Annotated in this window: 19 protein-coding genes; 6 read left to right on the forward strand and 13 right to left on the reverse strand. The window is 64.3% G+C overall.

All coding sequences use genetic code 11. The annotated features are described in order from the left end of the window. Positions 1-25: 25 nt before the first annotated feature. Complete coding sequence (locus tag AC1RR3_RS14860; RefSeq protein ID WP_492823769.1) at positions 26-1,357, reverse strand: MFS transporter; 1,332 nt, start codon at positions 1,355-1,357, stop codon at positions 26-28. Positions 1,358-1,436: 79 nt separating this feature from the next. Between AC1RR3_RS14860 and AC1RR3_RS14865 the strand changes: the two genes are divergently transcribed. After that, positions 1,437-1,913 (forward strand): ribosomal maturation YjgA family protein, encoded by a 477-nt coding sequence (locus AC1RR3_RS14865; protein WP_492823771.1) that lies wholly within the window; start codon positions 1,437-1,439, stop codon positions 1,911-1,913. Here the strand turns inward: AC1RR3_RS14865 and AC1RR3_RS14870 are convergent. After that, positions 1,879-2,883 (reverse strand): LacI family DNA-binding transcriptional regulator, encoded by a 1,005-nt coding sequence (locus AC1RR3_RS14870; RefSeq protein WP_492823773.1) that lies wholly within the window; start codon positions 2,881-2,883, stop codon positions 1,879-1,881. The genes AC1RR3_RS14865 and AC1RR3_RS14870 overlap by 35 nt on opposite strands. Positions 2,884-3,101: 218 nt before the next feature. On the opposite strand from AC1RR3_RS14870, the gene AC1RR3_RS14875 reads away from it, so the two are divergent. Continuing rightward, positions 3,102-4,037, forward strand: a complete 936-nt coding sequence (locus AC1RR3_RS14875; RefSeq protein WP_492823775.1) for an NAD(P)-dependent oxidoreductase — start codon at positions 3,102-3,104, stop codon at positions 4,035-4,037. A 6-nt stretch (positions 4,038-4,043) separates the two neighbouring features. Here AC1RR3_RS14875 and AC1RR3_RS14880 read toward each other — a convergent pair whose 3' ends face one another. The 4 genes from AC1RR3_RS14880 to AC1RR3_RS14895 all read right to left on the reverse strand — a co-directional run bounded on the left by AC1RR3_RS14880 (position 4,044) and on the right by AC1RR3_RS14895 (position 7,590). Next, on the reverse strand, positions 4,044-5,210 hold the full coding sequence (locus tag AC1RR3_RS14880) for a winged helix-turn-helix domain-containing protein (protein WP_492823777.1): 1,167 nt from the start codon (positions 5,208-5,210) through the stop codon (positions 4,044-4,046). 115 nt (positions 5,211-5,325) lie between these two features. Next, entirely contained in the window at positions 5,326-5,580 is a 255-nt protein-coding gene (locus AC1RR3_RS14885; protein WP_492823779.1) for a hypothetical protein, read from the reverse strand. Positions 5,581-5,696: 116 nt separating this feature from the next. Then, positions 5,697-5,942: a hypothetical protein gene (locus AC1RR3_RS14890; RefSeq protein WP_492824226.1), complete on the reverse strand. Its 246-nt coding sequence runs from the start codon at positions 5,940-5,942 to the stop codon at positions 5,697-5,699. 253 nt (positions 5,943-6,195) lie between these two features. Beyond that, entirely contained in the window at positions 6,196-7,590 is a 1,395-nt protein-coding gene (locus AC1RR3_RS14895; protein WP_492823781.1) for a caspase family protein, read from the reverse strand. A gap of 324 nt (positions 7,591-7,914) precedes the next feature. On the opposite strand from AC1RR3_RS14895, the gene AC1RR3_RS14900 reads away from it, so the two are divergent. Further along, entirely contained in the window at positions 7,915-8,553 is a 639-nt protein-coding gene (locus tag AC1RR3_RS14900; RefSeq protein ID WP_492823783.1) for an OmpA family protein, read from the forward strand. 46 nt (positions 8,554-8,599) lie between these two features. On the opposite strand, the gene AC1RR3_RS14905 is transcribed toward AC1RR3_RS14900, so the two are convergent. Next, a complete protein-coding gene (locus AC1RR3_RS14905) occupies positions 8,600-10,549 on the reverse strand; it encodes a hybrid sensor histidine kinase/response regulator (protein ID WP_492823785.1) in 1,950 nt (649 codons plus the stop codon). Positions 10,550-10,645: 96 nt separating this feature from the next. Beyond that, positions 10,646-12,076: a phospholipid carrier-dependent glycosyltransferase gene (locus AC1RR3_RS14910; protein WP_492823787.1), complete on the reverse strand. Its 1,431-nt coding sequence runs from the start codon at positions 12,074-12,076 to the stop codon at positions 10,646-10,648. A gap of 51 nt (positions 12,077-12,127) precedes the next feature. On the opposite strand from AC1RR3_RS14910, the gene AC1RR3_RS14915 reads away from it, so the two are divergent. Continuing rightward, positions 12,128-12,829: a FecR family protein gene (locus AC1RR3_RS14915; RefSeq protein ID WP_492823789.1), complete on the forward strand. Its 702-nt coding sequence runs from the start codon at positions 12,128-12,130 to the stop codon at positions 12,827-12,829. A gap of 2 nt (positions 12,830-12,831) precedes the next feature. After that, the gene (locus tag AC1RR3_RS14920) at positions 12,832-13,986 is read left to right on the forward strand and encodes a hypothetical protein (RefSeq protein ID WP_492823791.1); all 1,155 of its coding nucleotides are present in this window, start codon (positions 12,832-12,834) and stop codon (positions 13,984-13,986) included. 128 nt (positions 13,987-14,114) lie between these two features. Here AC1RR3_RS14920 and AC1RR3_RS14925 read toward each other — a convergent pair whose 3' ends face one another. The 3 genes from AC1RR3_RS14925 to AC1RR3_RS14935 form a co-directional block, all read right to left on the reverse strand. After that, positions 14,115-14,603 carry a VOC family protein gene (locus tag AC1RR3_RS14925; RefSeq protein ID WP_492823793.1) on the reverse strand — a complete coding sequence of 163 codons (489 nt, stop codon included), beginning with the start codon at positions 14,601-14,603 and terminating at the stop codon, positions 14,115-14,117. A gap of 43 nt (positions 14,604-14,646) precedes the next feature. Next, positions 14,647-15,075 carry a VOC family protein gene (locus AC1RR3_RS14930; protein WP_492823795.1) on the reverse strand — a complete coding sequence of 143 codons (429 nt, stop codon included), beginning with the start codon at positions 15,073-15,075 and terminating at the stop codon, positions 14,647-14,649. Positions 15,076-15,205: 130 nt separating this feature from the next. Next, entirely contained in the window at positions 15,206-15,718 is a 513-nt protein-coding gene (locus AC1RR3_RS14935; RefSeq protein ID WP_011085194.1) for a cupin domain-containing protein, read from the reverse strand. Between the two features lie 127 nt (positions 15,719-15,845). On the opposite strand from AC1RR3_RS14935, the gene AC1RR3_RS14940 reads away from it, so the two are divergent. Beyond that, positions 15,846-16,064: a CsbD family protein gene (locus AC1RR3_RS14940; RefSeq protein WP_492823799.1), complete on the forward strand. Its 219-nt coding sequence runs from the start codon at positions 15,846-15,848 to the stop codon at positions 16,062-16,064. 164 nt (positions 16,065-16,228) lie between these two features. Here AC1RR3_RS14940 and AC1RR3_RS14945 read toward each other — a convergent pair whose 3' ends face one another. Both AC1RR3_RS14945 and ggt read right to left on the reverse strand, forming a co-directional pair. Continuing rightward, a complete protein-coding gene (locus AC1RR3_RS14945; protein WP_492823801.1) occupies positions 16,229-16,693 on the reverse strand; it encodes an FKBP-type peptidyl-prolyl cis-trans isomerase in 465 nt (154 codons plus the stop codon). A gap of 70 nt (positions 16,694-16,763) precedes the next feature. Next, on the reverse strand, positions 16,764-18,350 hold the full coding sequence (ggt, locus tag AC1RR3_RS14950) for a gamma-glutamyltransferase (RefSeq protein WP_492823803.1): 1,587 nt from the start codon (positions 18,348-18,350) through the stop codon (positions 16,764-16,766). Between the last annotated feature and the right edge of the window lie 187 nt (positions 18,351-18,537).

Here is an 18,537-nt window from a genome sequence, read left to right on the forward strand (position 1 = left end):
CGGGAGCGGCGCAATTGACGGGACTTCACCGTCCCTGTCCGGCGAACTCGTGCTTGGTCTCGTGGCCACCGATGAAGACCAGAATGCCGGCGATCAGGGGCAGCACGGCGAGCACAAGCAAGCCGGTTGAGGTCTGGCCGGTGGCTTCCTTGACCCAGCCGATCAGATAGGGGCCACCGAAGCCGGCGAGATTGCCGATCGAGTTGATCAGCGCAATCGCGCCGGCAGCCGCAGTGCCCGACAGCCAGGAGGTCGGCAGGGTCCAGAACACGCCGAAGACGCAGAACACGCCGATGGCGGCGAAGGTCAGCGCCACCATCGTCATGGTGGGGTCGGTGATATAGCTGGAAATGGCGAGCGCGATGGCGATCAGGATCATGGGCGCACCGACATGCATCACGCGCTCGCGCGTGGCGTCGGAGTGCCGCGCCCACAGGATCATCGCGATCGTGCCGAATACATAGGGGATCGCGGTCACGAAGCCGGTCTGCGCGTTGGTGAGGCCGAACGCCTTGACGATCTGCGGCAGCCAGAACTGCATGCCGTAGAGCGCGCCGACGAAGCCGAAATAGACCAGGCTCAGCATGATCACTTTCGGCGACGACAGCGCCTCGCCGAGCGAAAGGTGCTTCACGGCCTGCTTGGCCGCGATCTCGGCATCGAGCTTCGCCTTGAGCCAGGCTTTCTGCTCGGCCGAGAGCCAGTCCGCTTTCTCCGGCCTGTCGGTGAGATAGAACCAGGTGACGATGCCGAGCAGCACCGAAGGGATGCCCTCGAGAATGAACAGCCACTGCCAGCCCTTCAGGCCCATCGCGCCGTCGAGCCCGAGCAGCAGGCCGGAGACTGGCGCGCCGATCACGGTCGAGACCGGCACGGCGATGGCGAAGGCCGCGAGGAAGCGGGCGCGATATTCGGCCGGATACCAGTAGGTGAGATAAAGGATGATGCCGGGGAAGAAGCCGGCCTCGGCGACGCCGAGCAGGAAGCGCAGGACGTAGAAGCTCGTCACGCCGCTGACCATCGCCATCAGCGCCGAGATGATGCCCCAGGTCACCATGATGCGGGCGATCCAGCGGCTGGCGCCGAACTTCTCCAGCGCCAGATTGCTCGGCACCTCGAAGATGAAGTAGCCGATGAAGAAGATACCGGCGCCCCAGGAGAAGATCAGCGGCGTGAATTTCAGCTCCGCATTCATCGTCAGCGCGGCGAAGCCGAGATTGACGCGGTCGAGATAGGAGAAGAAGTAGGCCAGCACCAGGAACGGGATCAGGCGCCAGGAAATGGCGCGGATCGTGGATGTCTCGATCTCGCTCTTGGCGGCGCCGGCGGAACCGGCATAGGTCGTGGTCTGGCTCATGGCTTCCCCCCGGGTTGTTGCTTTTGTGAGCTGATCCGGGGTTTTCAGCATCGCGGGCAAAGAGTCAATGGAGCAAGCAATGCACGAGACGCAGCCGGATAGACCCATTGCGCCGCTTCAGACAGCGCTGGTCCGCGCCGCCCTGGCGGTGGTCGTGATCGCCTGCGGTCTCGCCTTGCGCTGGTACGGCTTTCCGCTCGGGCTTCCCGCCTTCGTGGTGAAGTATGGCGGCTCGCTGCTGTGGGCAACGATGGTGTTTTTGCTGGTCGGAGTTTTGCTGCCGCGACAGACGCGAAAGCAGATCGCGGCCATCGCGGTGGTGATCGTGCTCGTCGTGGAATTCTCCCGGCTCGTCCATACGCCGTGGCTCGATGCGTTCCGGCTGACCACGGCCGGCGCCCTGCTGCTCGGGCGCATCTTCTCGCTGTGGAATCTGGTTGCCTATTTCATCGGTATCGCAGTCGGCATCTGGCTCGACAGTCGCGTCGAGAGAAACCGGACCTCGCCTTCCGAGATCGAGCTCAACTCGCGACAGGCCGGCTCGAGCCGCGAATGATCAGCTCCGTCGGCACGGCGAGACCGCGGCCGCCCTCGATCTCATCGCCGCGCATCCGCTCCAGCAGCATGGTCGCGGCGTGGCGGCCCATCGCGGCCAGATCCCACGCGATCGCCGTGATGGGCGGCGTGTGCAATTCGGCGAGATCGGAGTCGCTGCCGGCCACCACCGACATCTCGTCCCCGACCGCGATGCCCATCGTCCGCAGCGCGCGCAGGCAGCCGCCGAGCATGTCCATCGCCGCGACGAAGAGCGCCGTCGGCGGCTCCGCAAGACCGATCAGCGACGCCGTCGCTCGATAGGTGTCTTCGCTCGAGAGCACATTGTCGCGTAGCAGTCTCGGATCCGGCACGATCCCAGCCGCTGCATGGGCTGCACGAAATCCCTCCAGACGGCTTCGCGACGGAAAGGCCTTGGTATCGCCGACGAGCATCGCGATCCGCCGGTGCCCGAGGCCCAGCAGATGGCTGGTCGCAAGGCGCGCGCCCTCGCGATGATCGGCCGTGACGCGATCGAGCGCCTCGATGCGATCGCGGTCGATCAGCAGGACCGGCATCGGCGCCTTCGACAGCGCCTCGCGCACGTCCTGGTGCTGCTCGTCGCTCAGCGTCATCATCACGCCATCCACCCGGCGCCTGCGGAAGGCACCTAACAAGGCGATCTCGACGTCGGAGCGGTTGGTCGTGCTCGCCAGCAGCAAGGTGTATCCGGCCTCGCGCAGCACCGCCTCCGCCTCCTTGATGAACAGCGCGAAGCGCGGGATGTCGAAATCACGGATGGCGCAGGCCACGAGCCGCGACCGTCCCGCACGCATGCTCTGGGCTGTGACGTCGACCTCATAGCCGAGCTGCGCCATGGCCCTTTCGACGCGCTCGCGCAGCTCCCGGGTCACCTTGGGATGATCATTGAGCACGCGGGATACCGTGCCGACCGCGACGCCGGCCTCGCGGGCGACGTCCTTGACCTTCACGGTTTGCGGTCGGCGAGCAGATGCTGGCATGCCGCTATATGAACCGGTTCACCTCCCCAGAGCAAGGCGTCGCTGGGATATCATGCCGAAAAACTAGCCATTCCGCGTGGCGATCCGATCGATAATCGAATCATTGATGAACCGGTTCATTGACTCTCTTACAGAACCCGGCACAATGGCCGTCGACAGTGAGAATGCCGCGCGAGGAGACTTCAGCCATGCCGCAGCCCAAGATCGCCTTCGTTGGATTTGGCGAGGCCGCGCAATGCTTCGCCAAGCATCTGGTGGCCCAGACCGGAGCGCAGGTCGTCGCGTTCTGTCAGGGCAAGACCAACGCACCGCCCTACTCCGAGGCCTTCCGTGCTCTGGCCGGCAGTTGCGGCGTCACGCTCGTCGATCGGCTCGAGGACCTCGCGGACGCGGATGTGATCTTTTCCGCCGTGGTCGTTGCCGTCGCGGCCGAGACGGGTGAGGCGATTTCCAGGATCGTCCGGCCCGGCTGTCTCGTGGTGGACATCAATGCTGCCACCCCGCGAACGAAACAGCGTGTCGCCGCAGCCGTCGAGGCGCGTGGCGGCCTGTTCGCGGATGCGAACCTGATGGGCTCCGTCGACCTCTATGGCGCCGCGGTCACGCTCTACACATCCGGCAGCGGCGCCGAGCGCTTCGCGCAGATCTTCAAGCCACTCGGCTTCCGTATCGAGGTGGCGGGCCCCGAAGCCGGAACGGCCGCGGCCGTGAAGATGCTGCGGAGCGTGGTGACGAAAGGCATGGAGGCGCTGTTGGTCGAGGCGCTGACTGCCGCAACGCTTGCCGGCGTGCGCGACGAAACCGTGCGCGGGCTCTGCACGTCGATGGATGCCACCAGTTTCAGCAAATTCCTGGACATGTGCGTCCGCTCCGACGTGCTCCATGCCGAACGCCGTGCGGTGGAGATGGACGGCGTGGCGGCGGGCCTGCGGGAATTGGGCTTCGACCCCGTGATGACCAGCGCCACGACCGAGCGATTGAGAGTCTCCGCGCGACTGGGGCTGCGGGACGAGTTCGCGCGACGTTCGGGCTATTCCGCCGACGAGGTGCTGGACCGCTATGCACACGTGCTGTCCGGTCCTGGCGGCGAGCCACGAGACTCGCACCAACCCAGAGGGGAATGACGACACTCACTCCGCCAATTGAAACCGCTCAAAGCGATCGAGCTCTTCCTCGATCACCCGCTTCAACTCCTTGCGCCCCGCGGTCTTCTTCCCCTGCCCAACCCAGTTCCATTTCTGTATCAGCAGCTTCTTCGCCTGCCGGTCGGTCTTGAGGTCGAGCGCGGCGACGATCTCGTCGCCGACCAGCACCGGCAGCGCGAAATAGCCGAGCTTGCGCTTGGCCTTCGGCACATAGGCCTCGAACAGATGGTTGTAGCCGAAGATGAGGTTGGTGCGCTTGCGCTGGATGATCAGGGGATCGAACGGCGAGAGAATATGGACCAGGTCGGGCGATGGCCCCTTGCCGCCGGCCTCCAACACTGCTGGCTGTGCCCAATGTTCCTGCTTGCCGGCGCCCTCGATCGCGACGGGCACGAGCTCGCCACGGCGGACGCGTGAGCCGATCAGACCAGCGACCGCCTTCTTGCGCGGCGCGTCGAGATGGCAGATCGAATCGAGGCTGACCACGACCTGCGACCGCAGCGCGCGGTCGAGCAGATAGGCCGTGATGTCCTTTGTCGAGGCCGGTTTCGGCAGCTTGTCCCAGCCGAAATGGCGCGTCATCAGCTCATAGGTCTTGAGCATGCCCTGACGCTCGCTGACGGTCGCGACGCCGGTGTAGAAGGCGAGCTGCAACGCCCGTTTCGAAGGTTTTCGGCTCTGCCAAAGATGCTCCTTCTCGGTGAGCACGTCGTCCTCGATATCGCGGATCGTCAGCGGGCCGGCGCGCAGCAGCCGCATCACCTTGCGCGTGTCGGCGGGCTTCACCGAGGCGTACCATCTGTGGCCCTCGCGACGGTGCTCGCGCATCGCCGGCAGGAAGAAACGAAAATCACTCGACGGCACATAGGACAGCGCATGCGTCCAGTATTCGAACAGGCTCCTGTCGACGCTCTGGGCCTGGCGCAGATCGGCGCGGCGGTAGGACGGGATGCGGCTGAACAGGATGTGGTGGTGGCTGCGCTCGATCACGTTGATGGTGTCGATCTGCACATAGCCGAGATGAGCGATTGCATCCGCCACGGCCTGCGCGCCCTCGCCGAACGGGGTGCGTTCGTCCAGCCGCTGGGCATGCAGCCAGATCTGCCGGGCCTGTGTCGTGGTGAGGGGGAGAGGTTTGGGCGCGCGTGACATTGCAGGACGTAATGTAACGGGATTCGCGCCAGGAGAAAGAAGCGGACCGGAAACAACAAAAGAAAAGGCCGCGCTGCCATCTGCTGCCAGCGCGGCCGTTCGACGTGGCCGAGGCCTATTTCATCATCATGGCCTTCTGCGCCTTCATGTAATGCATGCAGCCGCCCTTCATCTTGCCATTGCTCATGTCGGTGTTGGCCATGGCCATTTCCTTGTTGGCCGCCACCTTGGCCGGGGTGTCGGCGGTGCCCATCATCATGGCCGTCGACTTCATCATGTTATCGCCGGTGCACGCCATCATCGCCGCGGATGCGGGCGACAGGGAAAGAGCGAGTGCACCAAGGGCAGCGGCGGTGAGCACAATCTTCATCGAAAAGTCTCCTCCGTAAAAACCAAACCGGCGTCATGCCGGTATTCGTTAGTACGTTTCCCCAGAGAGAACGTTTCGTGGAGAATAAAATTTCCCTCGCTGCGGTGCGAAGGCGATCAGCGCCCGCCCTTAGGGGCCTTGGACCGATCGCCAACGCTGCCGGTGGCGATATCCGGCTCGCACGAGGCCTTGCCGCGCACCTCCGCCTGGCAGCGATAGACGCTGCCGGTGAGACGGTCGACCAGCCACATGTTCTCGTCGGTCGGCCCGTCGAGGCCGACATAGCGGGAGGTCAATCCCGTGATCAGCGTCGACAGCAGGATCGCGACTGCGATCATCGCCGCACCGATATAGATCGGCATGGAGTTGAGAGAGACGGTCCGATCCGGCGGGCCATTGCGATAGAACTGGTAGTCACTCGGCCTTGGCACTGGATGGAACTCGGCTCCCCTCAATCACGGCTATCGGCGAACGGTCGTGCTAGGCGTGCATCTGGCCGAAAGCTTGTTCGCGGGCGGGCCCTGCGGCGACGGCTTTGCGACGATCGATGTACAGGCGCTTCCAAAGCAAAAGCGGCCCGGATCGGGCCGCCTTCACGCATTGCCGTTCGCCGGATTACCGCCGGAACAGTCCGCCCATCATGTGGCCGAACAGACCGCCCGGCCCGCCCGCGCCGCCGCCACCGCCACCGCCACCGCCACCGTGAGCGCGTCGGCTGCCGCCGGAGGAGCGGCGACGCGCGGGCTCGTCCTCGGCGTCGTCGGAGGCGACGCGGCTGGAGACGATCTCGGACTGCATCGCCTTGTGCTGGAGCTTGTTGAGATAGCCGGTCGCGGGATAGCCGCGCGCCGCCTGCCAGCGCTTGAGCACAGACCGGGTCTCCTCGTCGAACTTGCCGGTCACCTTGATATCGAAGCCGAGGCCGGTAAGGCGGCGCTGCACGTCGCGGCGCTGGTTCTTGTCCAGACCAATCTGGTCTTCGGAGATCTGGTCGGCCGTATCCGTGAAGGTGGCGGGATCGACGCCTGCGGTGAGGTTGCGCGTCGTCGTCGACGGACCGTCCTGGATCGCGGCGATGCGGGCGAGCGCCAGCGACTTGAAGGTGCCGTTCGGATAGTTGGTGAGGTAGGCGTTGAGCTCCTCGACCTTGTTGCTGTCCTTGATCGAGCGCCAGAACTCGAGCTCGACTTCGCCGGCCTGGGCGACGGTCGCAGGTGCCGCGGCATCCTGCGCAGGCGCGGCAGCCGAGTTGAGATAGACGGTGCCGGTCAGATTGGTATGGCCCCAGGGCAGCTGCGCCTTGTTGGTCTCGTCATTGACCTGGGCGCGGACCTTGGTCATGGCCTGCTGGATCTCCAGACCAGGCTGCGCGATGTTGGCGAGCAGCGCGCGGGTGAACGGGCTGTTGGTGCCGGCCTCGCCGTCGAGCGCGGTCTGGCCGGGGCCGGTCGCGAACGCGATCAGCGTGCCTTCGCCGGACTTCATCTCGGCGAGGCCGCTTGCAACGTTGACGGACCGCGTCGCCTTGGCCGAACGGATCTTGGCGGCGAAGGGATTGTCGCGGCAGGCATCGAGGAACACCAGCTTCACCTTGGCATCCGCCATGGTCTGCTCCAGCGTCAGATCGACGTTGATCGCAGCGCCGAGCTTGACGTCCATCTCGGATTTGAGATCGGCATCGACAGGCAGCAGATAGTTGGTGCCGTTCACCGCAATGCCGTGGCCGGCATAAAAGAACAGTGCCACATCGGCGCCTTCGCTCTTCTTTCCGAACTCGAGCAGCTTGGCCGTCATGGCGTCGCGGGTAAGATTGGCCCCCTCGACCACGTCGAAGCCGACATTGCGCAGCACCCGGGCCATCGATTTTGCGTCGATTGCAGGGTTTGGAAGCTGCGGGACATTCTTGTAGGCGGCATTGCCGACCACGAAGGCGACGCGCTTGTCGGCGAGCGCCGCGTGACCGCTGAAGACGAAGGCTGCGAGAGACATTGCTGCGAGCAGGAAACGCATGGTCTTTCTCCCCAGATCAAGAACCACCGATGCGCTCAATGTGATCTCTTCCACGGAAGAGAAATGTGATCTAGATCACATTGAGATCGTGACGGATCGAACCGGCCTCAAAAAAGACGCGACGATAACTGTTCGCCTGCCGAGGCTGGCCTTCCCTGCGGAAGCAAAGCAACCCGGTCGTGCACTCCGAAACGCCCTCAAATGCGCTAGGATGCGGCCACAAGCTCCTGTCGCCACCGTGACCAGGATCACATCGGGGCCTTTGAACCTGCCCTAGGCTCGCAGCATCAAATCGTCATCAGGCGTAACAGCGAGGATACCACAATGACCCGTTTTGATAAGTTTTTTGGACTGAAGGCGATTACTCTCACGGCCGCGCTGTCGATGACGGCCGGCTTGGCTTTCGCCGGCGACACTGTCTCTTCCGACAAGATCCTGGATGCGTTGAAGCCGAAGCCGGCAACCCGCGGCCTGTCCGTCGGTCCGCAGGCTGATCCGACCGTGCAGGCCAAGGAAGCGACGTTCCTGAACACGGTGCGCAACCGCTCGACCCGGTCACTCTCGACCGGCGAGCGCGAACAGATCGCCGAGCTCGCTGCAACCAAGCCGAAGATCGATCTGGAGATCCAGTTCGACTACAACTCGGCCGACATCGCCAAGACCTCAGTGCCGTCGGTGCAGGCGCTCGGCAAGGCGCTGTCCGACCCGGCGCTGAAGGGCTCGACCTTCGTGGTCGCCGGCCACACCGATGCCATCGGCACCGAAGAGTACAATCAGGGGCTCTCCGAGCGGCGCGCCGACACCATCAAGAACTACCTGGTGCAGAACTACGGCCTCACCGGCACCGATCTCGTCACCGTCGGCTACGGCAAGACCAAGCTGAAGGACACCGCCAACGGCGCCGACCCGATCAACCGCCGCGTCCAGGTCGTGAACATGGACACCAAGACCGCGTCAAAATGATTTGAAGACGACCCGCCTGCCGCCGACGCGGCGGGCGGCCCGCGGCTCAGACCGGCACAGGAGCGGCAAGTGCCTCGCGCACCAGCCGCGCAAGCTCGGCCTTGCGGTAAGGCTTTTCGAGGATCAGGGCGCCCTGCCGAAGATGGCCGTTCGCCGCCAGTGTTTCGAGGGCGTAACCCGACGTCAGCAGCACGCGCAGTTCGGGCCTTGCCTTGCGCGCGAGCCCCGCAAGCTCCCAGCCATTCACCCCGCCGGGCATCACTACGTCGGTGAACAGCAGGTCGACATGCGGTGCCGCAGCGAGCGTCTGCAGGGCCTCCTTGCCATCGACCGCGGAGACCACCTTGTAGCCCAGACTCTCCAGGCTCATGACCGCATAGGAGCGGACGAACGGATCGTCCTCGACCACCAGCACGGTTTCGGAGCCGCTCTGCACCACTTCCTTCTCGACCGCCAGCGGCACGCCCTGCGTCTTCTCGAGCGCCGCGGGAAGATAGATCCGCACCGTTGTCCCGAGGCCCGGCTCGCTGTAGATCGTGACATGGCCGTTGGATTGCTTGGCGAAGCCGTAGACCATGCTGAGCCCCAGCCCACTGCCCTTGCCGACCTCCTTGGTGGTGAAGAAGGGCTCGAACGCTCGTTCCAGCACCCGCCTCGGCATGCCGCAACCATTGTCGGTCACGGCGACCACGACGTATTCGCCGGGCCCGACCTCGGGATGCGCGTTGTGATCGCCGGCATCGAGCGACGCGTTCGCCGTCGATATGGTCAGGCGGCCGCCGGACGCCATCGCGTCCTGCGCGTTGAGCGCGAGGTTGAGGATCGCGGATTCGAGTTGCACCGGATCGGCGAAGGCGTGCCGCAGCGTGGGATCGGAATGGGTCGATAGCTCGATATCCTCGCGAAGGGTCCGCCGCAGCAGCTTGTGCATGGATTCGACGAGCTTGTTGCATTCGGTCTCCACCGGCCGCAGCAACTGCTTGCGGCTGAAGGCGAGCAGCCGCTGCGTCAGCTCCGCGCCGCGTTCGCCGGCGCTGCAGATGTCATCAGCGAGCCGTTTCAAATCCCCTCGCGACACCAACTGCTCGGCCAGATGCTCGGCGTTGCCGACGATCACGGTGAGGAGATTGTTGAAGTCGTGGGCGATGCCGCCGGAGAGCTGCCCGACCGCTTCCATCTTCTGCGCCTGCATGAGCTGCGCCTCGGTACGCTTGCGATCCGTCAGGTCGTGGATCATGCCGACGAAGATGGAGGAGCCGTCCTGCTTGGCCTCGCCGACCGACAGGTCCATCGGGAAGGTCGTGCCGTCCTTGCGCTGGCCCATCACCTCGCGGCCGATGCCGATGATCTTCCTCTCACCGGTGGCGAGGAAATTGTGGATGTAACCGTCATGCCCGGAGCGATAGGGTTCCGGCATCAGCATCCGGACGTTCTGCCCGAGAACCTCCTCGTCGTGATATTTGAACAGTTTTTCGCAGGCGGGATTGAATTTCAGGATGCTGCCGTCGGAATCGATCAGGATCACGCCGTCGACGGCGGTGTCGACGACCGCGCGCAGCCGCGCCGCGCTCTCGCGCAGTTCTCGCTCGACCCGCTCGCGGCCCGTGAGATCGTGAATGATGCCGACGAAGATCGACTCTTCCCCGGCCCGCTTCGTCTCACCGACCGAGAGATGCATCAGGAAGGTCGAGCCGTCCTTGCGCTGCCCCACCACCTCGCGGCCGATGCCGATGATCTTGCGGTCGCCGGTGGTGTGATAATTGTGCAGGAACCCGTCGTGAGCGTCGCGGTAGGACGACGGCATCAAGACCTTGACGTTCAGGCCGATGACCTCGTCCTCGGGATAGCCGAACAGGCCTTCGCAGGCCGGATTGAACATCAGGATGCAACCGCGGGCATCGATCAGGATCACGCCGTCGACCGCGGTATCGACGACCGCACGCAGCCATTCCGCACTGGAACGATCCGGTCTGGCGATGCCGTTTTCTATATTCACCCGGCGAGTCTCCGGTTCCGACGACGGCCGCCAGTCCACACGCCTTGATTGATTCAAGCAAGACAATTCTACCGTGGCTATGCACGCAACCGGGCATTAGATCCAGCTCTGAAACAGCATCAGCCGGTTGAAGCTCTGCATCGACGTGCCGATGAAGGCCGCCGAGATCGGCAGCATGACCGCAAAGCTGACCGCGGCGATCCCGACATAGGCCCACAGCAGCCAGCGCGGCAGGCCTTGCCTGCGCAGCACGTAGACCAGCGCAAGCGACGCAACGGTTGCGGCCGGCAGATAGTAATAGATGAAACCCAGCGTGCGCGGCAGCAGCGCCCAGGCGAGCCAGCAGCCGAAATAGAACGCCGCGATCAGGAACGCATCCCAGCGTCGCGCGACGACGACGTCCCGCAGCACGATCGCAAGCGCGAGCAGCGCCGGCCATAGCACCAGCGGGTTGCCGAGGAAGACGATGGCGGAGACGTTGTCCTCGGCAATCTTGTCGAACAGGAACCACACCGGGCGGGCGAGCAGCGGCCAGGATGGCCACGAGCTCATGTAAGTGTGGCCGGCGATTGCTGTCGTGGTGTTGTCGGCAAAGATCCTGCGTTGCGCCTCGATCAGATCGGGCAGCGACAATCCGTAGAGCGGGACGAACGCGGCAAGATATGTCATCGCCGGCAGCACGGCGAAGCAGAGCGCAATATGCGGCGCCCTGAAGTCGGGCCAGAGGTCGGGCCGATACCAATCGTCCGGCTTCGCGTCGGCGAACAGCGTGCGCCAGCCCTGCATCAGGCGGACGACCGCAACGATAACGATGCAGATGCCGAGCGGAAACAGGCCGCTCCATTTGCAGGCCGCGGCACAGCCGAACAGGCTGCCCGCAAGCGCGAACAGCGCGTGCGGCCGCTCCTTGCGGAAGCCATGCAAGAAGGCGGCAGTCGCGAGCAGACCGAAGCCGAGCGCGAAAATGTCGAGCATCGCGATACGCGCCTGCACGTAGAGCATCTGGTTGAAGGCCGCGATCAGCGCCGCGGCGATCGCGGGCCCTTGCGCGGAGAACAGCGCCAGGCCGCACAGATAGATCGCGACGACCGCGAGCGCGCCGAACAAAGTCGCCGGATAGCGCCAGCCGAGCGCATTGTCGCCGAACGTCGCAATCGACGCGGCGATCAGCTCCTTGGCCAGCGGCGGATGCATCGGATTGAGCATCGGCTGCGACATCGCGGGCGCCAGCATCTGCCGCGCAGCCGGCACGTAATGCACTTCGTCGAAAACGAATTTATCCGGCGTCGTCAGCCCGATCATCAGCGCCAGATGTGAGAGCAGGAAAATTGCGACAGCAATCACTGCGCTCCGCGACATCTTCGGAACTGCAGGCAAATCAAGCGGTCTTTGTGGGGCTGTTTTGCGTGGCAAATCTGCTTCACCGCGGAGAAAAATCTGGATGGCACTTTTCATTGAACGCATTCCGTCGCAACTGTCACTAAGCATAACGCACGACCCGCGCCGCTTGTGATAATTTCGCCACATCAGAAGCGCGCGCGATCCGGTACGATCAGGGACACATCGATCGGTTGCGAAATGAATTTGCGTTTCTGGCTTTTCCCCACATTGTTCTCGGCCTTAGTGTGCTCCGCGCCTTGCGCGCAGGCCCAGACGCGCGTCGGCGAAGCCGTCGTGATCCAGAACGAAGTCGTGCGCGTGGCCGCGAGCACGACGCCGATCAATGTCGGCGACAGCATGCTGCGCGACGAGACCGTGCGCACCGGCGCCGACAGCGCGGCGCGCTTCGTCATGGCCGACAGCACCAACCTCTCGCTCGGATCGAGCGCAACGCTCAAGCTCGACCGCACCGTCTTCAACGACGAGCATAGCTACCGCGACGTCGTGATCCGCATGACAACCGGCGCGTTCCGTTTCGTCACCGGACATTCCGAGAAGGCTGCCTACAAGATCACGACGCCGCTCGCGACCATCGGCGTGCGCGGCACCACGCTCGACATCCTCTCGCAGCGCGGCCGCTCCGTCGTCGTGCTTCAGGACGGCGCCGCCAGCGTCTGTACGACGAACTTCCAATGCGTGCAGCTCACCCAGCCCGGCGACACCGCGATCATCATCTCAACTGGCGGCAAGGTCTCGATCACCAAGACCAACACGCCGCCCTGGACCTTCGCCGCCAGTTGCGCCGCAAGCGCCGGGCTGTGCGCGGTCAACCAATATGCCGACGCCTCGCCGACCATCGCGCCCGCCGTCCATGACGACGGCATGCTGTGCGGGCGGTGACGATGGCGAATTTCCGCGTCGGGCGATTGATCCTCACGGCTGCGCTGACCGCTGCTGCTGCGTTTGCGCTTGTCGCGTTCGATGCCCGGCCGGCCGCAGCCCAGGCGGCTTGCGAGGTCGAATGCGGCGAGCCGACGCCCACCCCGGCGCCGACTTATTCGCCGTCCCCGTCGCCGACATACACGCCGACACCGACGCCCTCCCCCTCGCCGAGCCCCTATCCGTCGCCGTCACCGAGCCCTTATCCACCGCCGGGCCCGACGGGAGCGGACTCCAGCGGCAATTCAATCGGCGGCCTCGCGGGCCAGCGCTTCAACCAGATGATCACCAACCGGGTGCTCGGCACGGTGCTGCTCGGCGTCAACGAACAGGTCAATTGCAGCGACTGCATCAGCGCGTTCGGCTCGGCGGGCTCGTTCTCGGCCGGCATCCACGGCCGCAAGGAGCTCACCAACAATCTGTCGCTGCTCGCCGGCATCGCCTACACGCAATACAGCGAGGGCGGCTACCACATCACCAGCGCGCCGATCGGCGCTTTCGCGTTGCGCTATGATTTCACCGACTGGGGCTCTTCGCGCCCGTTCTTCGACATCGGCACCATCCTGACGCCGTGGGAGAAGGCGCGCTACACCCGCAGCTACAACACCAGCCTCGGCCCGGTCAGCGTCACAGGCTCGACCAACGCTGCGAACTACGCCGTCTACGGCCGCGCCGGCTGGATGAGCCGCGTGTCGCCGCGCGACGAAGTCGCCGCCTCGATCGAGGTCTGGCAGCTCTGGCAGCGCGTCTCCGGCTATAGCGACAGCGCGGTGGCGTTCAATCCATTCGACGCCACGATTGCGACCGGCACCGACCGCACCAGCCTTGTCAAGATCGGCGGCCAGTGGACGCATCTCTTCGGCAGCAACATCGAGACCAATATCAATGGCGGCTGGGTGCAGTCCTTCGCCAGCCATAGCGGCATCGTCGCCACCGTCACCGGCGACGGCACGGTGGTGCCGACCATGGGCAACCAGGGCTGGTTCGAATATGGCGGCCGCCTCGGCCTCCGCGTGCAGAAGGGCTGGATCGTGGACCTGTTCGCGAACGGCACGCTGGGCCCGCAGCCGGTGGGCAACACCATCCACGGCGGCGTGGGGCTGAGGATTAATTATTGAGACCGGGCATGGTCTCGTAGGGAGGGCAAAGGCGCGCAAGCGCCGTGCCCACCATTTGTCTCTATTTGCGAAAGGACGTGGGCATGCTTCGCTTGGTCCACCCTACGGCATTGAGTACGTGGCGCAAGTCACGCCGCCGACTTGCCCTCGAACGCGCGGCGCAGCACTTCCACGTCCAGCTTCACCATCTTCATCATGGCCTGCATTGCACGCGCGGCCGCGGCCCTGTCGGGGCTCGTGAGGAACTCGAACATCACCTTCGGCACCACCTGCCAGGACACGCCCCAGCGATCGCTGATCCAGCCGCACTGCTGCTCCTTGCCACCATGAGCAAGGAACGCGCTCCAGACGCCGTCGACCTGGGCTTGATCGTCGCAATGGATCATCAGCGAAATTGCGTGGGTGTATTCCACCTTCATGCCGCCATTGAGCGCGACCAGAGGCTGTCCGGCCACCGTGAACTCGACGACAAGCACCGAGCCTGCCTTGCCGGACGGGTTGTCCGACACGTTGCGCTGAACGTGCGTGATCTCCGAATTCGGCACGAGCGAGACGTAGAATTTTGCGGCTTCCTCGGCATCGCCGTTGAACCACATGCAGGGCACGACCTTCGACATGGGGAATGCTCCTCTTCAGGTTTTCAATGTTCGCAGGCTTCGATCAGGCGCTCGCCATGGCGGGCTGAGTCGGAGCCGCCGCGAGGTCCATCCAGTTCACGCCCCACATATGGCCATCCGGATCCTCGAAGCTGCGGCCGTACATGAAGCTGTACTCATCTTTCGGGCTGGGATCGGCCACCCCGCCCGCGGCCTCGGCTCTGCCGACGATGTCGTCGACGTCGTCGCGGCTGTCGGCGGACAGGCAGAGCAGCACCTGGTTCGAGGTCTTGGCATCCGCGATCGGCTTCGGCGTAAACTGGCGGAACTTGTCGTGGGTCAGGAGCATGGCGAAAATGGTCTCGGAGAAGACCATGCAGCTCGCCGTCTCGTCGGAAAATTGCGGGTTCCTGATCGCGCCGACCGCCTCATAAAAGGCCGTCGCGCGCTTGAGGTCAGTCACCGGCAGGTTGACGAAAATCATCTTGGGCATCGGAAGCTCCTTGGGCGGGGTTTTGCCCAAGGACGGATGGCCCAAGAGCCATCCGACACGGCTTCCGGATATTTTTTCAAGGCCCGCCTGCGGGGTTCTGTCGCAGAGAACCAGCAGGCTGGGGCAGGCCTTACTTCTTCTCGTTCGGGTCCCGATGCACCGGGTCGATCCACAGCACGGTCTCGGGCTTCTCGACCGGCTCGATGTCGAGGTTGATCGCCACCGCCTCGCCGTCGCTGCGCACCAGCACGCATTCCAGCACCTCGTCCGGGCTGGCGTTGATCTCCTGATGCGGGACGTAAGGCGGCACGAAGATGAAATCGCCGGGGCCGGCCTCGGCGGTGAATTGCAGGCTCTCGCCCCAGCGCATCCGCGCCTTGCCCTTCACCACGTAGATGACGCTTTCGAGATGGCCGTGGTGATGCGCGCCGGTCTTGGCATCAGGCTTGATGCTGACCGTGCCCGCCCACAATTTCTGCGCGCCGACGCGGGCGAAATTGATCGCGGCCGCGCGGTCCATGCCTGCCGTGGACGGCACGTTGGTATCGAGCTGATTGCCGGGAATGACGCGCACGCCGTCATGTTTCCAGCGATCGTCATGATCGTGTGCATGGTGGGAATGCGTGTGGTCATGGCCGGTCATTGGTCTTGCTTTCTGTTGGTTCCGTGCGCGGCAAGCTAACCAAAGCCGCGACATCAAGCCATACCAAAAAAGGAACTCTCATAGCCGCCAGACGTTGTCACCGCGAGCAAACCGGAAGGAGAGTTTCATGGGTAGCACGAGCGACAAGATCAAGGGCACCGCCAACGAGGCCATCGGCAAGGCCAAGCAGGGCATCGGCGAAGCCACCGGGTCCGACCGCCTGAAGGGCGAAGGCGTGGTCCAGGAGGTCCAGGGTAAAGGCCAGAAGGCCATGGGCGATGCCAAGGACGCCGCGAAGGAAGCGATCGATCGCGCCGCTGCGGCGGCACGTCGCGCGGCTGAGTAACACGCGTTAGACCGAAAATGAAAAGACCGGCCGCAAGGCCGGTCTTTTTTGTTCTGAACTCTCTCCGTCATGCCCGGGCTTGTCCCGGGCATCCACGTTTCTTCTTTAAATCGCCAAGACGTGGATGGCCGGGACAAGCCCGGCCATGACGACGCATAGCGTCGTCACTTCACCGCGAGCAATTCCACGTCGAACATCAGCGTCGCGTTCGGCGGGATCACGCCGCCGGCGCCGCGGGCGCCGTAGCCAAGCTGCGGCGGGATGATCAGCGTGCGCTTGCCGCCGATCTTCATCGTGCTAACGCCCTCGTCCCAGCCGGCGATGACACGGCCCTTGCCGATCGGAAACTCGAACGGCTCGTTGCGATCGACCGATGAGTCGAATTTCTTGCCCTTCTGGCCGTTCTCATAGAGCCAGCCGGTATAGTGCATCACGCAGATCTGGCCGGGCTTGGGAGAGGCACCGGTGCCGACGACGCTGTCGATTACTTGCAAGCCTGAAGCTGTGGTCATGGACTTTCCTGCGGTCTGGGCCGAGGCCGTGGTGGAGACGAAGCCGGACACGCCTGCGATCACGGTGATCGCGAGTGCCGACATGATGACGAGGAGTGCGCGCTGGAAACGCTGCATAAGATACCTTCCGTTCGAGGCGGGAGGTGTCTAGCGCAATGCAGGTGTCGTTTCCAGCCCTGGGTCTCGCTCAATAGCCGAGTGCGCAGCCGTCCTTGCGGGGATCGGAACCGCCGGTCAGCGTACCCTTGTCCCAATCGATCCAGATCGCCTGGGCGCCGCCGAGCGGGCCGACCACGCTGGTGGTCTTGTGGCCGAGCTTCTTCAGGCCCTCGACGATGTCAGCGGGCACGCTGTCCTCAAGCTGGTACTGGCCCTCGTAGTGCAGGCCGCGCGGCATGTCGATCGCTTCCTGCACGTCGCAGCCATAGTCGAGGATGTTGGTCAAGAGATGAGTCTGGCCGGTCGGCTGGTACTGGCCGCCCATCACTGCGAACGACATCGTGGAACGTCCGCCCTTGGTGAGCAGGCCCGGCATGATCGTGTGCAGCGGACGCTTGCCGCCCTCGATGCAGTTGGGATGGCCCGGCTGGATGCGGAAGCCGCCGGCGCGATTCTGGAACAGCACGCCGGTCTTGTTCGAGACGATCGCCGAGCCGAACGAATGTGCGACCGAATTGATGAACGAGCAGACGTTGCGGTCCTTGTCCACCACCGTGATGTAGATGGTCGAGGGATTCATCGGCGGCGCGACATCAGGCAGGTCGAGCATGCCGTCCAGGCGGATCTTGCTGATGTACTCGTCGGCAAAGCCCTTTTCGAGCATTTCGGCGACGTTGATCTTCATATGCTCGGGAGAGGCGACATGCATCTCGCGATTCATGTAGGCGATGCGCGCGGCTTCCGCCTCGAGATGGAAGCGCTCGACGCTGACGGGCGCATACTTGGTCAGGTCGAAGCGCGACAGGATGTTGAGCATCAAGAGCGCAGTGACGCCCGGGCCGTTCGGCGGGCACTGCCAGACGTCGTAGCCCTTGTACATGGTGCCGATCGGCGTGGTCGTTTCGGTGGTGTGCGCGGCGAAATCGTCGAGCGTGTGCAGGCCGCCGATGCCGCGCAGGGTCTCGACCATGTCCTCCGCGATCGGCCCCTTGTAGAAGGCATCACGGCCGTCCTTGGCGATGGCGCGCAGCGTCTTGCCGAGCTCGGCCTGGCGGATGACATCGCCGGCCACCGGCGGTTTGCCGCCCGGCAGCAGGTAGCGCACCGTGTTGGTGCCGTTCTTCAGTTTCTCGAACTGGTTCTTCCAGTCGAAGGCGATGCGGGGGGCAACGACGTAGCCTTCCTCGGCCGCCTTGATCGCAGGCTGGAGCAGCCGATCGAAGCCGAACTTGCCGTGATCGCGCAGCACGGTCGCAAAGGCGTCGATCACGCCGGGGATCGAGACCGCATGCGCCGAGGTCAGCGGCACGGAGGTGATCTTGCGCTCGAGATACCAGTCGGCGCTCGCCGCCTTCGGCGCGCGGCCGGAGCCGTTATAGGCGATGATCTTGCCCTCGCCGCGCGGCTGGATCAGCGCAAAGCAGTCGCCGCCGATGCCGGTCGATTGCGGCTCGATCACGCCGAGCACGGCCGAACCCGCGACCGCCGCGTCCACCGCCGTGCCGCCCTCACGCAGCACCTCGATCGCGGCCAGAGAGGCCTGCGGATGCGAGGTTGCGACCATCGCGTTGGTGGCGTGGACCGTGGACCTGCCCGGGAAGTGGAAGTTTCTCATCGAATTCTGCTCTCTTGGCTTCTCAGCTAGGCCTTGGGGCGCGGGTGGCGCGCCGTCGCGAAAATCAGGTCTTCATGGCACATTCCGGGCTGCCCGGGCAATGCTGGCATACCAGGGAAATGGCTGCCATCCGCTGGGCGTATAGACCTTTTGCCACTCCCGGCCATGCGGGTTTTCTGGGCGGCGC

Source organism: Bradyrhizobium sp. GW821-FHT13H05, assembly GCF_058804065.1.